The 13,852-nt window shown below is 61.8% G+C and carries 13 protein-coding genes; 9 read left to right on the top strand and 4 right to left on the bottom strand.

Going from position 1 to position 13,852, the window contains the following annotated elements; all coding sequences use genetic code 11:
- Nucleotides 1-94: 94 nt before the first annotated feature.
- The 9 genes from ASD52_RS35485 (at nt 95) to ugpC (ending at nt 10,799) form a co-directional block, all read left to right on the top strand.
- Nucleotides 95-826 (top strand): DeoR family transcriptional regulator, encoded by a 732-nt coding sequence (locus ASD52_RS35485; RefSeq protein WP_038577837.1) that lies wholly within the window; start codon nt 95-97, stop codon nt 824-826.
- Between the two features lie 178 nt (nt 827-1,004).
- The gene (deoC, locus tag ASD52_RS35480; protein ID WP_025428620.1) at nt 1,005-2,018 is read left to right on the top strand and encodes a deoxyribose-phosphate aldolase; all 1,014 of its coding nucleotides are present in this window, start codon (nt 1,005-1,007) and stop codon (nt 2,016-2,018) included.
- Between the two features lie 5 nt (nt 2,019-2,023).
- On the top strand, nt 2,024-4,408 hold the full coding sequence (locus tag ASD52_RS35475) for an aldehyde dehydrogenase family protein (protein ID WP_057226663.1): 2,385 nt from the start codon (nt 2,024-2,026) through the stop codon (nt 4,406-4,408).
- 154 nt (nt 4,409-4,562) lie between these two features.
- Nucleotides 4,563-5,018 (top strand): RbsD/FucU family protein, encoded by a 456-nt coding sequence (locus ASD52_RS35470; protein WP_025428622.1) that lies wholly within the window; start codon nt 4,563-4,565, stop codon nt 5,016-5,018.
- A 121-nt stretch (nt 5,019-5,139) separates the two neighbouring features.
- Nucleotides 5,140-6,072: a ribokinase gene (gene rbsK / locus ASD52_RS35465; protein WP_025428623.1), complete on the top strand. Its 933-nt coding sequence runs from the start codon at nt 5,140-5,142 to the stop codon at nt 6,070-6,072.
- Nucleotides 6,069-6,947, top strand: coding sequence for a sugar ABC transporter permease (locus ASD52_RS35460; protein WP_057226661.1), 879 nt, complete (start codon nt 6,069-6,071; stop codon nt 6,945-6,947). The genes rbsK and ASD52_RS35460 overlap by 4 nt, the downstream gene beginning before the upstream one ends.
- Nucleotides 6,944-7,972: a carbohydrate ABC transporter permease gene (locus ASD52_RS35455; protein WP_057226659.1), complete on the top strand. Its 1,029-nt coding sequence runs from the start codon at nt 6,944-6,946 to the stop codon at nt 7,970-7,972. The genes ASD52_RS35460 and ASD52_RS35455 overlap by 4 nt, the downstream gene beginning before the upstream one ends.
- Before the next feature lie 41 nt (nt 7,973-8,013).
- Nucleotides 8,014-9,468 (top strand): extracellular solute-binding protein, encoded by a 1,455-nt coding sequence (locus ASD52_RS35450; RefSeq protein WP_025428626.1) that lies wholly within the window; start codon nt 8,014-8,016, stop codon nt 9,466-9,468.
- 239 nt (nt 9,469-9,707) lie between these two features.
- Nucleotides 9,708-10,799: a sn-glycerol-3-phosphate ABC transporter ATP-binding protein UgpC gene (gene ugpC, locus ASD52_RS35445; RefSeq protein WP_025428627.1), complete on the top strand. Its 1,092-nt coding sequence runs from the start codon at nt 9,708-9,710 to the stop codon at nt 10,797-10,799.
- Nucleotides 10,800-10,845: 46 nt separating this feature from the next.
- Here the strand turns inward: ugpC and ASD52_RS35440 are convergent, their stop codons facing one another.
- The 4 genes from ASD52_RS35440 to ASD52_RS35425 are packed head-to-tail and all read right to left on the bottom strand — an operon-like array spanning nt 10,846 to nt 13,849.
- On the bottom strand, nt 10,846-11,352 hold the full coding sequence (locus ASD52_RS35440) for a GAF domain-containing protein (RefSeq protein WP_025428628.1): 507 nt from the start codon (nt 11,350-11,352) through the stop codon (nt 10,846-10,848).
- A gap of 21 nt (nt 11,353-11,373) precedes the next feature.
- The gene (locus ASD52_RS35435) at nt 11,374-12,114 is read right to left on the bottom strand and encodes an ABC transporter ATP-binding protein (RefSeq protein WP_025428629.1); all 741 of its coding nucleotides are present in this window, start codon (nt 12,112-12,114) and stop codon (nt 11,374-11,376) included.
- Nucleotides 12,111-12,944, bottom strand: coding sequence for an ABC transporter ATP-binding protein (locus ASD52_RS35430; protein WP_025428630.1), 834 nt, complete (start codon nt 12,942-12,944; stop codon nt 12,111-12,113). Before ASD52_RS35430 ends, ASD52_RS35435 begins: the two co-directional genes overlap by 4 nt.
- Nucleotides 12,944-13,849, bottom strand: a complete 906-nt coding sequence (locus tag ASD52_RS35425) for an ABC transporter permease (RefSeq protein ID WP_025428631.1) — start codon at nt 13,847-13,849, stop codon at nt 12,944-12,946. The genes ASD52_RS35430 and ASD52_RS35425 overlap by 1 nt, the downstream gene beginning before the upstream one ends.
- Nucleotides 13,850-13,852 lie beyond the last annotated feature (3 nt).

Genomic DNA, 13,852 nt, shown 5'->3' with positions numbered 1-13,852 from the left:
CGAATAACGACACTTTGTGATAATTGTCACAAATTGTGTTCGGCCATCTCTGCTGTGATGTTTTGGCTCGAACGACCGGACAGACGGAACGATTATGGCCAGCCGCAAGACAGCCCGCATCATTCAACTCGCCGACGCGCTCTCCGGCCGTCGCGTTCTTCATCTGCGCGATGCCGCTGCCTTGCTCGGGGTTTCCGAGATGACCATCCGGCGGGATGTCGCCGATAATCCCGGGCAATTCACCTTCCTCGGCGGCCACATCGTGCCTGCGGGCGAGATCGATGGCGATATGCCCTATGAGCTGGCGCGCGAGGCCGACAGTCATGCAGCGGCAAAACGCGAGGCCTGTGTCCATGCGGCGCAGCACATTCGTCCGGACGAAACCATCTTTATCGATTGCGGTACGACGCTCGAGTATCTGGTCGATCTCATTCCGGACAATTATTCAATTACTGCAGTCTGTTACTCGTTAAATGTTGCTGACAGGCTGACGCGAAAACCCAATGTCCGCATCGTCATGCTCGGCGGTGTCTATCATCCGGCCTCGGCGTCGTTCTCGGGGAATTCTGGGCTGGAAACGCTCGATTTGCTTGGGATCAATGTCGCCTTTCTCTCGGCCGCAGGCGTGGACCCGGGACGTGGTGCAACCTGCGTGCATTTTCATGAGGTGGCGGTGAAGCAGAAGGTGATCTCGCTCGCGCGCGAAAGCCACCTCGTTGTCGACCTGAGCAAGATCGGCAAGCTGAAGCCCGCATTCTTTGCACCGATGAACGTCTTTCGTTCGGTGATCACCGAGGACGGCGACACGCGCATTCCGGTGATCTGAGACCTCGCCAAAAAATGGCAGCATTTCACCGAAACGCGATAGGTCGCTTGACACGTCGCGTTTCTGGTGGAATGCTAACAAAAATACGATAGAAAAATAACAAAATGAGAATCGCCGCCGACACGGGTAACAGCCGTGCTATCGTGCCGCGATGTCAGGGAGTTCGAGGAGCAATCGCTTGGAAGACCTTGCTGTGAAGAATGTGGCCGCGAAAGCCGTGGCACCTGTGGCCGCTGGCCATAACTGGCCGCGCAACGATGGCATGGAGCTTGATCTCGGCTGGGTTGTCGACCAGCGTGTCAACCTTTCGGCTGCCGAACGGCGCGTCTCGACGCTGCCTGGTCGCCGGACGGTGAAGAAGGACGCGCAGGCCGCCTGGCTGCTGAAGGCCGTGACCTGCATCGACCTGACGACGCTCAACGGCGACGACACGACCGAACGCGTCAAGCGGCTCTGTGCCAAGGCGCGCCAGCCGGTTCGCCAGGACATTCTCGATGCGCTTGGCATGGGCAGTCGCGGTATCACCACCGGCGCCGTCTGCGTCTATCATCGTTTCGTTTCGACCGCCGTCGACGCGCTTGAAGGTTCGGGCATTCCGGTTGCCGCCGTCTCCACCGGTTTTCCTGCCGGCCTCATTCCGCATGACGTCAAGCTGCGCGAGATCGAGGCTTCGGTTGCCGATGGCGCCAAGGAAATCGACATCGTCATTACCCGCGAGCATGTGCTGACCGGCAATTGGCAGGCTCTCTATGACGAGATGCGCGACTTCCGCGCCGCCTGCGGCGATGCGCATGTCAAGGCGATCCTGGCGACCGGCGACCTGAAGACGCTGCGCAACGTGGCCCGCGCTTCGCTCGTCTGCATGATGGCGGGCGCCGATTTCATCAAGACCTCCACCGGCAAGGAAGGCGTCAACGCCACCCTTCTGGTGACGCTGGTGATGCTGCGCATGATCCGCGCCTATCAGGAACGCACCGGCATCAAGGTGGGCTACAAGCCGGCCGGCGGCATCTCGGCCGCCAAGGATATCCTCAACTACCAGTTCCTGATGAAGGACGAACTCGGTCGTGAGTGGCTGGAGCCGGACCTTTTCCGCGTCGGCGCATCGAGCCTCCTCGGCGATATCGAACGCCAGCTGGAGCATCACGTGACCGGCGCCTACTCGGCCCTCAACCGACACCCGATTGGATGATCCCGATGACAGTCGCAAGGTATTTTGACGAAATGTCCTATGGTCCCGCACCGGAAGCCGACACCGAAGCTCGTCAGTGGCTGGCGCGCCACAAAGGCGAGTTCGGCCACTTCATCAACGGTGCTTTTGTCGCGTCTTCCTCCGGCAAGGCCTTCGAAACCTTTGAACCCGCAACCGGCGCTCTTCTGGCAAAGGTCGCCCTGGGTAGCGCCAAGGACGTGGACGACGCGGTCGCGGCGGCACGAAAGGCGCAAGGGTCCTGGGCCAAGCTGCCGGGCCATGCACGTGCCCGCCACCTCTATGCCCTTGCCCGCATGATCCAGCGCCATGCGCGGTTGATCGCGGTGGTCGAGGCGATCGACAACGGCAAGCCGATCCGTGAAACGCGCGACATCGACATTCCGCTGGCCGCCCGCCACTTCTACCACCACGCCGGCTGGGCGCAGCTGCAGGAAACCGAGTTTGCCGATCAGGTGCCGGTTGGCGTCGTCGGTCAGGTCATCCCGTGGAATTTTCCGTTCCTGATGCTCGCCTGGAAGGTCGCGCCGGCCCTGGCGCTGGGCAACACGGTCATCCTCAAGCCGGCCGAGTTCACGCCGCTGACGGCCTTGCTTTTCGCGGAACTTGCCGCTGCAGCCGGACTGCCTGCCGGCGTGCTGAACGTCGTGACCGGCGAAGGCGAAACAGGCGCGCTGATCGTCGAGCATGCGGATATCGACAAGATCGCCTTCACCGGCTCGACGGAGGTCGGCCGCCTGATCCGCGAAAAGACGGCTGGTACCGGCAAATCGCTGACGCTTGAGCTCGGCGGCAAGTCGCCTTTCATTGTTTTTGACGACGCTGATATCGATGGCGCCGTTGAAGGTGTGGTAGACGCGATCTGGTTCAACCAGGGCCAGGTCTGCTGTGCCGGTTCCCGACTTCTGGTGCAGGAAGGCGTCGCTCCGCTCTTTTACGAGCGCCTGACGCGGCGCATGCAGACCCTGCGCGTCGGCCATCCGCTCGACAAGGCGATCGATATGGCGGCGATTGTTGCGCCGGTGCAGTTGCAGCGCATCGAGAGCCTGGTCGCCAAGGGCGTCGCCGAAGGCGCGAAGCTTCACCAGCCGAAGATCGAGCTGCCGAAGGGCGGCAGCTTCTATCCGCCGACCTTGCTCACCAACGTGCAGCCGACTTCGATCGTCGCGACCGAGGAAATCTTCGGACCCGTCGCCGTGTCGATGACCTTCCGCACGCCGGAGGAGGCAATCCAGCTCGCCAACCATTCGCGCTACGGCCTGGCCGCAAGCGTTTGGAGCGAAACGATCGGCCTGGCGCTGAACGTCGCAGCCAAGCTTGCGGCCGGCGTCGTCTGGGTCAATGCCACCAATCTCTTTGACGCTGCGGCCGGTTTTGGCGGCAAGCGTGAATCCGGCTTCGGCCGCGAGGGCGGCCGCGAAGGCTGCTACGAATATCTGAAGCCCAAGGCCTGGGTCGGTCGCAAGCTGCGTGCAGCACCGGCAGAACCGGTGTTGAAGCAGGCGTCCGGCGATTTCTCGCTGCCGTCGCTCGATCGCACGGCCAAGCTTTTCATCGGCGGCAAGCAGGCGCGCCCGGATGGCAACTATTCGCGCCCTGTCCTTTCGCCGAAGGGCAAAGTGCTCGGCGAGGTCGGTGAGGGCAACCGCAAGGATATCCGCAACGCCGTCGTTGCGGCGCATGCGGCCTCCGGCTGGGCGTCGGCGACGTCGCATAATCGTGCACAGATCCTCTATTACGTCGCCGAAAACCTGAGCGGCCGGGCGGATGAATTTGCAGACCGTATCGTCGCGATGACCGGCGCCTCGGCAGCCAACGCGAAGGCAGAGGTCGAGGCTTCGATCTCTCGGCTCTTCAGCTACGGCGCCTGGGCCGACAAATACGAGGGCGTGGTCCATCAGCCGCCGCTGCGCGGCGTCGCGCTTGCCATGCCCGAAGCGATCGGTGTCGTCGGTGTCGTCTGCCCGACGGAAGCGCCGCTGCTCGGCTTCATCAGTCTGGTGGCACCGTTGATCGCTACCGGCAACCGCGTCGTTGCGGTTCCAAGCGAACAGCACTCGTTGGCAGCGACGGACTTCTACTCGATCCTCGAGACGTCCGATGTTCCGGCGGGGGTCGTCAACATCGTCACGGGCTCGGCGATGGAGCTGGCAAAAACGCTGGCAAGCCACAACGACGTCGACGCGCTCTGGGCCTTCGGCACGCAGGAGCTTTCGACAATGGTCGAAAAGCTCTCGGCAGGGAACCTGAAGCGGACCTTTGTCGACAATGGCAAGGCGACCGACTGGTTCGATCGCTCGGCTGCAGAAGGACAAGCCTATCTGCGCCGCGCCACCGACGTCAAAAACATCTGGATCCCTTACGGCGAGTAAGGGATCCCCATCTCGGGGCGGGGGGAGCCGGCTCGAGAATGCAGCGACTGCAACGTTGCATGGTTAGATTTGGGAGAGCGTGGCGCCGACATGGCGGCACGCAGTTTCACGCCACTCGGGAGCATGCGAGCGGGCGTCTGGAGGAGGGTTGTCTATGCTGAAAAATCTGGACCCGGCGCTCAATGCCGATGTTCTGCACGCGCTTCGTTCCATGGGGCACGGTGATACACTGGTCATCTCCGACACCAATTTCCCATCCGATGCGATCGCCAGGCAGACCACGCTCGGCAAGCTTTTGCGGATCGACAACGTATCTGCTGCACGCGCCGTGAAGGCGGTCCTGTCGGTATTGCCGCTCGACACGCCGTTGCAGCCTTCGGCCGGGCGCATGGAGATCATGGGGGCGCCGACGGAAATTCCCGGCGTGCAACAGGAGGTCCAGGCCGAAATCGACCGCGCCGAGGGCAAGCCTGCGCCGATGTACGGCATCGAACGCTTTGCGTTTTATGAGGAAGCCAAGAAGGCCTATTGCGTCATAACCACCGGCGAGACGCGCTTCTATGGCTGCTTCCTTTTCACCAAGGGCGTCATTCCACCGGAAACGGCCTAGCTGACCATACGTTAGCCTAAGCATCAGCCGCCTGAGCTGATCGTCGTAAGATCTTGAAGTTGTGAAATTTAGCTGGATCTCCGCTTCGTCCTTCGTCGCGGCCTGACCAGGGGAGGCAGGAATGAAGGTTGGTGTTTCGATCCTGGGGATCTTCGTGGCCGATACGGCCTATCTGGCGCGGCGCATGCCCGTTGTCGGCGAAACGATTACCGGCAGCGGCTTTTCGGTCGGGCCGGGTGGCAAGGGGTCGAACCAGGCCGTCGCCGCAGCGCGGGCGGGCAGTCAGGTTTCCTTCATCTCGAAAATCGGGCGCGATACCTTCGGCGAGATGGCGCTTCGTACCTATGCCGAGGCAGGCGTGACACCCAAGATCGTCCAGATGGACGACCTTCCGACCGGTGCGGCCTTCATCTACGTCAACGACCAGAATGGCGAGAACGCGATCATCGTCTATCCCGGTGCGGCCGGGTCGATCGGTATCGACGATGTCGAGGCGGCGCGAGAAACGATCGAAGGATCGCGCATCTTCGTCACGCAGCTGGAGCAGCCTGCGGCTGCCGCCCAGCGAGCGCTCGAAATCGCACATGCGGCAGGTGTCGTCACCGTCTTCAATCCGGCGCCGGCGGAACCCTTCCCGGATGCGATCTACCCGCTTTGCGATTACATCGTGCCGAACGAGACCGAAGCAGCAGCGCTGGTCGGATTTGCTCTTGCCACGGCCGACGATGCGCGGCGGGCAGGTGACGCCCTTCTGAAGAAGGGCGCAAAGTCCGCGTTGATCACTCTCGGCGAACGGGGCGTCCTTCTCCACAGTGAGAGCCAGTCCGTTTTCGTCCCGGCGATGGCAAGCGGCGCGGTTATCGACACGACCGGTGCGGGCGATGCCTTCGTCGGCGGGTTCTCGGCGGCACTGGCGCGGGGATTGGCCCCGGTTGAGGCAGCACGCTTCGGCTGCGCGACGGCCGGGATCTCGGTTACCCGCCGCGGCACAGCACCTGCCATGCCGACCCTTGCGGAGATAGAGGCTCTACTTGGGCGAGGGGCGGCCGCATGACCACGCGCAACGACCCGATCAAGCACTTTTTCATCTGGCCGGCTCTCATCATCGTCCTGGTGATTTCCATCTTTCCGTTGATCTATTCGCTGACCACCAGTTTCATGAGCATGCGTCTGGTGCCGCCGATGCCGGCGCGTTTCGTCGGTTTTGGCAACTATGCGGATCTCTTACAGAACCCACGCTTCTGGCATGTTGCGGGCACGACCACGCTGATCGCGTTCATCTCCGTCGGCCTGCAATATGTGATCGGCCTTTCCGTCGCGCTTGCGCTTAATTCCCGTGTGCCGGGCGAGGGCATCTTTCGCGTCAGCTTTCTATTGCCGATGCTGGTGGCCCCGGTTGCTGTGGCGCTGATCGCCCGTCAGGTTCTCAATCCGACGATGGGTCCGCTCAACGAGTTGATGAGTGCTCTCGGTTTTCCCAATTTGCCGTTCCTGACGCAGCCGAGTTGGGCGCTCGGGTCGATTATCGCCGTCGAGGTTTGGCAATGGACGCCTTTTGTCATTCTGATGCTGCTGGCCGGGCTGCAGACGCTGCCCGATGACGTCTACGAGGCCGCGGCGCTGGAGAACGCGACACCCTGGCAACAGTTCCGCGACATCACCTTTCCGATGCTGCTGCCGATCTCTGTTGCTGTCGTCTTCATCCGGCTGATCGAAAGCTACAAGATTATCGACACGGTCTTCGTGATGACGGGCGGCGGGCCTGGAATCTCGACCGAAACGCTGACGCTCTTTGCCTATCAGGAGGGCTTCAAGAAATTCAATCTCGGCTACACCTCGGCGCTGTCGTTTCTGTTCCTGATCGTCATCACGGTGATCGGCCTCGTCTATCTCGCCATCCTCAAGCCGTATCTGGAGAAGCACAAATGAGCGTGCGCACCCTCAAGGGGAAACGGCGTTGGGTCGCGCTCGGCGGTTGCCTCATCTGGCTCGCCATTACTTTCTTCCCGCTCTATTGGGTCCTGATCACGTCGTTCAAGACGCCGATCGCCGTCGTCGGCGGGCCGACCTATCTGCCCTTCGTCGATTTCGAGCCGAGCCTCACGGCCTGGCGCGAACTTCTGTCCGGCCAGCGCGGCCAGTTCTACAACACCTTCCTGGCCTCGACGATCATCGGCCTTTCAGCGTCTATCCTCGCGACAGGCATCGGCGCGATGGCAGCTTATGCGCTGGTGCGCTTTACCTTCCGCTTCCGGCTGGCCTCCGCCCTAATCTTCGTCGTCATCGCCTTCGGCGGCTTCCTGCTCGGTCGCAATGTGCTCGGCTTCGGGCAGGGGATCTCGCTGATCTACGCCTTCATCGCCGCCTTGGCGCTGGCGGTGTTCTCAAGTCGCTTCCGGTTGCCGGGGCCTGAACTCGGCAACAACGACATCGTCTTCTGGTTCGTCAGCCAGCGCATGTTCCCGCCAATCGTTGCCGCCTTCGCGCTCTATCTGATGTACACCGAAATGGGCAAGCTCGGCTTCAAGCTGGTCGATAGCTATATCGGCCTGACCTTCGCCTATGTCGCCTTCTCGCTGCCGATCGTCATCTGGCTGATGCGCGATTTCTTCGAAGCGCTGCCACTCGAAGTCGAAGAGGCGGCCATGGTCGACAACGTTCCGTCCTGGCGGATTTTCTTCGGCATCGTTCTGCCCATGTCGAAGCCGGGGTTGATCGCGACATTCATGATCACGCTAGCCTTCGTCTGGAACGAGTTCCTGTTCGCGCTGTTCCTGACCAATTCGAGATGGCAGACGCTGCCGATCCTCGTGGCCGGTCAGAACAGCCAGCGCGGCGACGAGTGGTGGGCAATCTCCGCCGCCGCGCTGGTGGCGATCATTCCGATGATGGTCATGGCCGGGCTGTTGAGCCGGCTCATGCGCTCCGGTCTGCTGCTGGGGGCGATCAAATAACGACCTGTTTTTCGGCAAGAATTCATTCAAGGGAGGAAAGAATGAGGAAACTGCTACTGACATCAGCGTCGCTGGGTGTCCTTGCCATGGCAAGCACCGGCACGGCACTCGCCTGCGACCCCGATTATTCCGGCGTCGAACTGACGGCGACCACGCAGACCGGGCCTTATATCGCGTCCGCGCTGCAACTTGCGGCCAAGGGTTGGGAGGAAAAGACCTGCGGCAAGGTAAAGGTGGTCGAGTTTCCGTGGTCGGAACTCTATCCGAAAATCGTTACGTCGTTGACATCGGGCGAAGATGCCTTTGACGTCATCGCCTTTGCGCCGGCTTGGGCGCCGGACTTTACCGATTTCCTGTCGGAAATGCCCGCCGACATGCAGAAAGGCGCCGACTGGGAGGATATCGCACCGGTCTATCGCGAACAGTTGATGGTCTGGAACGGCAAGATCCTGTCACAGACGATGGATGGTGACGCCCATACTTACAGCTATCGTATCGACCTGTTCGAGAATGCCGACAACCAGAAGGCCTTCAAGGCGAAATACGGCTACGATCTGGCGCCGCCGAAGACCTGGAAGCAGTATCTCGACATCGCCGAATATTTCAACCAGCCCTCCAACAACCTGTGGGGAACGGCCGAAGCCTTCCGCCGCGGCGGCCAGCAGTTCTGGTTCCTCTTCAGCCACGTTGCCGGCTACACCAGCCATCCCGACAATCCAGGCGGCATGTTCTTCGATCCGGACACGATGGATGCGCAGGTCAACAATCCCGGCTGGGTCCGCGGCCTCGAGGAATATATCCGCGCCTCGAAGCTCGCTCCGCCGAATGCCCTGAACTTCTCTTTCGGCGAAGTGAACGCGGCGTTTGCCGGCGGCCAGGTTGCCGAGTCGATCGGCTGGGGCGATACCGGCGTTATCGGCGCCGACCCGAAGCAGTCGAAGGTGGCAGGCAATGTCGGCTCGGCGTCCTTGCCGGGTTCGGACGAGGTCTGGAACTACAAGACCAAGAAGTGGGACAAGTTCGACCACGTCGTGCAGACCTCCTTCATGGCGTTCGGCGGCTGGCAGGCGGCGGTACCCGCATCGTCGACCAAGCAGGAAGCGGCCTGGAACTACATTCAGTATCTGTCGAGCCCTGCCGTCTCCGGCCAGGCGGCGATCACCGGCGGTACCGGCGTCAATCCCTATCGCATCTCCCACACGACCAATGTCGATCTCTGGTCGAAGATCTTCTCCGAGCGTGAAGCCAAGGAGTACCTGGGCGCGCAGAAGGAGGCGGTGACCGCGAAGAACATCGCGCTCGACATGCGTTTGCCGGGCTATTTCTCCTACACCGAAGTGCTTGAAATCGAACTTTCCAAGGCACTTGCCGGCGAAGTCACACCGCAACAGGCGCTTGATAGCGTCGCTGAGCAGTGGAACAAGCTGACGGACGAATTCGGTCGTGACAAGCAGCTTGCTGCCTATCGCGCATCGATGGGCCTGCCACAGAAATAGGATGAGCCAGCGCCCGCTCCGAAGTGACCGGGGCGGGTTTCTCGATATCTGCGGCCGGGGCGCACCATCCCGGTTGCAGCTACGCTACAGCGCCGCGCGTCAGATATGGCGCACTAAAGACGCTGTGGCGCTTGAAACCTGCTGCATAAAGTTCTCCTCAGATCGATGTCGATTTGAGGGATTATGCAGTATCCCGGTCGCTTTTCGCGCCGGCTATCGTCAGCAGAAAAGGCGTCAGCATGTCCCAGGTCCGGTTGGAGCAGATCACCAAGTCCTTCGGTAACATCACCGTCATCCCGCCGCTCGATCTTGAAATCGCCGACCGGGAGTTCGTCGTTCTCGTCGGGCCGTCCGGTTGCGGCAAGACGACCACCCTGCGCATGATTGCCGGCCTTGAGACGGCATCTTCGGGCACGGTGCGGATCGGCGAGCGTGACGTCACCGATTTACGCCCGGGCCTGCGCAATTGCTCGATGGTGTTCCAGAATTACGCGCTCTACCCGCATATGACGGTGGCCGAGAACATCGGCTACGGCATGAAGGTGCGGGGCACTTCGAAGGCCGACATCGAAAAATCCGTCGCCGAGGCGGCCCGTATTCTCAATCTCGGCGCCTACCTCAATCGCAAGCCGAGCGCCCTTTCCGGTGGCCAGCGCCAGCGCGTCGCCATCGGTCGCGCGATCGTCCGCCAGCCCGATGTTTTCCTGTTCGATGAGCCGCTGTCGAACCTCGACGCCAAGCTGCGCATTGAAATGCGCACGGAAATCAAGCTGTTGCATCGACGTCTTCAGACGACTGCCGTCTACGTGACCCACGATCAGGTCGAGGCCATGACCATGGCCGACCGCGTCGTCGTCATGAATCAGGGACGCATCGAACAGGCCGCCGATCCGATCACCCTCTACGAGGCGCCGAGCAATCTGTTCGTCGCGGCATTCATCGGCGCGCCGAGCATGAATTTCGTCGAGGGAACGCTCGAGCGCGGCGACGGCGGGCTATGGTTCAAGGCGGATGGTGGCATCGCAGCCAGGATACCAGACACACGAGCCGAGAAACTCGGCGCTTTCATCGGTCAGGCCGTCGTGCTTGGCATTCGCCCGGAGCACACGATGGCGTCGGACGTCGATGCGCCGAAGCTCTCCGTGCAGGTACGCGATATCGAGCCCCTGGGGCCGCACACACTGGCGCTCGGCAAGGTCGGTCAGGCAGCGTTCACCGCACAGATCCACGCGGCATCGCGGGTCAGGCCGGACGACACGATCGAGGTCCCGATCGAGACGCAGAAGATGCACTTCTTCCTGAAGCAGACCGGCATGGCGATCGGTCGCTGAGGCAAAGGCGTGGCCGAGGGCAATCGATGCCCCCGGCCACGACATGTCAGTTCTTGGCCGAGCGAGCGGCGGCGAGGAAAGCCAGCTTGGCCGGCAGTTCCAGATGCTTCGACAGGGCAACGCGCTCGGGCGTGTAATGATGTTCGACGTCGAGGCAGTTGACGGTTCCGAGCAGTTCGCCACCGACAACGACGGGGATGTTGGCGACCGATCCGCAGCCGAGTGCCCAGATCGTTTCGTGGTCGCCGAATACCTTGGAGATGTCGACAATCGTATTGGCGACGAAGGTCTGATGCGCCTTGTGCACGATGTCGAACCAGCTGTCGTAGCGGATCGGCTTGGTGCCGGAGGTCGGGTATTCCTCCGGATGCGAGGTATAGGCGCGACGGGCGACTTCGTTGACCATGTCGACGGTCATGATCGTGAAGAGCTTGGCGCCGATCACCTGGCGGCAAAGCGTCTGAAGCGCGCCCCATACGGCGTCCGCGTCGATGTCCTTGGCAATCGCCGCGTCGAATTCAGCCAACGCGGCAGCGATCTGTTCACTGTTCATCATAAGTCCTTGGAATGTTGATTAGTTCGCGTGCGCTGCGCTGATGTGCATCAGTTCGCGCGAATAGGGGTCCTTGAGGTCGCCACGCTTGAGGTCGGCGACATCGGCCACTTCGACGATGCGGCCCTGCCGCATCACTGCCAGCCGGTCGCAAAGGAAGGAAACGACTGGAAGGTTGTGGGTGACCATGAGGAAAGTCAGGTTCTGTTCCTGCCGCAAACGCTTGAGCAGGTTCAGGATTTCCGCCTGTACCGACACGTCGAGTGCCGAGGTAGGCTCGTCGAGCAACAGCACCTTCGGCTTCAGCATCAGTGCACGCGCAATGGCGACGCGCTGGCGCTGGCCGCCGGAGAGCTGGTGCGGAAAGCGGAAGCGGAATTTCCGGTCGAGGCCGACGGAGGACATCACTTCTTCAATACGCGCGCTGCGATTTCCGATGCCGTGAATGGTCAACGCTTCGCCGAGCGTGGCATCGACGGTCTTGCGCGGATGCAGCGAACCGTAGGGATCCTGAAACACCATCTGGCACTGACGGGAGAAGGCCCGGTCGATACCGTGGCTGCGCGGCTTGCCGAAGACGTTGATCTCTCCGGTCCACTCGGGAGCAAGGCCGGCGATTGCCTTCAGCACCGTCGACTTGCCCGAGCCGCTCTCGCCGACGAGCGCAAAGCTTTCGCCATCGGCAATCTCGAGATTGACGTCGTGCGTGATGTGCGCGTCGCCGTAGAAGATGTCGAGGTTCTTGAGGGAAAGCGCCGTCATTTCTTTGCCCATGCGCTGCGGTCGAGCACGGGAAGCTCGGTCCGGGTTTCGTCGAGACGCGGGATCGAAGCGATCAGACCACGGGTATAGGGGTGTTTGGCATTCATCAATTCGCCCGCCTTGCACTCTTCCACGACCTCGCCGGTGTTCATCACCAGGATCCGGTCGCAGTAGCTCGAAACAAGGTTGAGGTCGTGGCTGATGAAGATCAGGCCCATGCCCTTGCGCTTGACCAGTTCGTCGATGATGTCGAGGACCTGTGCCTGCACCGAGACGTCGAGCGCCGAAGTCGGTTCGTCGGCGATCAGGAGGTCGGGTTCCGGGATCAGCATCATTGCGATCATGACGCGCTGGCCCATGCCGCCGGAAACTTCGTGCGGGTAAAGTTTCGCAACGCGCTCCGGGTCGGCGATCCGGACCGATTCCAGCATGGTCAGAACGCGGTTGTTCACTTCGCGGCGCGGCATACGCTGATGCGTCAGCAAGGCCTCGGCGATCTGTTCGCCGATCGTCATCACCGGGTTCAGCGAGAACTTCGGGTCCTGCATCACCATCGAGATGCGGGCGCCGCGGATCGGGCGCATCTGCCGTTCGGAGCGTGTCAGCAGGTCGATGCCGTCGAAGGTCAGCTTGTCTGCCGTTACCCGGCCCGGTGCGCGCACCAGTTTCAGGATCGAGCGGCCGGTCATCGACTTTCCCGAACCGCTCTCGCCGACGATCCCAAGGCGTTCGCGGCCGAGCGTGAAGGAGAGGCCACGGACGACCTCAAGGTCGCCGCGCGGCGTCGGGAAGGTGACGCGCAGGTTTTCGATTTCGAGAAGCGGGTTCATCAGCGTTGCTCCCCGCTCTTCGGATCGAGCACATCGCGCAGACCGTCTCCAAGGAAGCAGAAGCCGAGGCTGACGAGGATGATGGCAAAGCCTGGCATGGTTGCCACCCACCACTGGTCGAGAATGAAGGAACGGCCGCGCGAGATCATCGCACCCCATTCGGGAAGCGGCGGCTGGGCGCCCAGCCCGATAAAGCCGAGGCCGGCTGCCGTCAGGATGATGCCGGCCATGTCCAGCGTGACGCGCACGATCATCGAAGAGGTGCAGAGCGGCAGGACGTGACCGAGATTGACCCGGAGGCTCGACGCACCGAGCAGCCGCACGGCCGAGATGAATTCCGAGTTCTTGAAGGTCATCGTCTCGGCACGGGCGACACGGGCGTAACCCGGCCAGGAGGTGATGGCGATGGCGATGATCGCATTTTCGATGCCGGGACCAAGCGCCGCGACAAAGGCAAGCGCCAGGATCAGCTTGGGCAGCGACAGGAAAATGTCGGTGATGCCCATGAGGATGCGATCGACCCAGCCGCCGAAATAGCCGGCGGCAACACCGATCACCAGGCCGGCGGGCGCTGCGAGCACCGCCACCAGCGTCACAATCGCCAGCGTGATGCGTGCACCGTAGACGACGCGCGACCAGATATCGCGGCCGAGTTCGTCGGTTCCCATCCAATGCTCGGCACTTGGCGGCAGCAGGCGCTCGCCGAGTGCCTGGCGAAGCGGATCATGCGTCGCGATCCAGGGTGCGAACAGTGCGGTCAACACGAGCACCAGGATGATGATCGCGCCGACCACGGCGAGCGGATTGTGCATCAGCGCGCCGAAAATCCGGTAGAACCTGCCAAGGCGCGCTTGCATCGGCGAGGCGGGGCTGTCGTCGATCAGCCAGTCGCGAAGTGTTGTCATGTC

Source organism: Ensifer sp. Root142 (assembly GCF_001426785.1).
GTDB classification, from domain to species: Bacteria; Pseudomonadota; Alphaproteobacteria; order Rhizobiales; family Rhizobiaceae; genus Ensifer; species Ensifer canadensis.
This window is presented reverse-complemented; position numbering and strand designations above follow the sequence as displayed.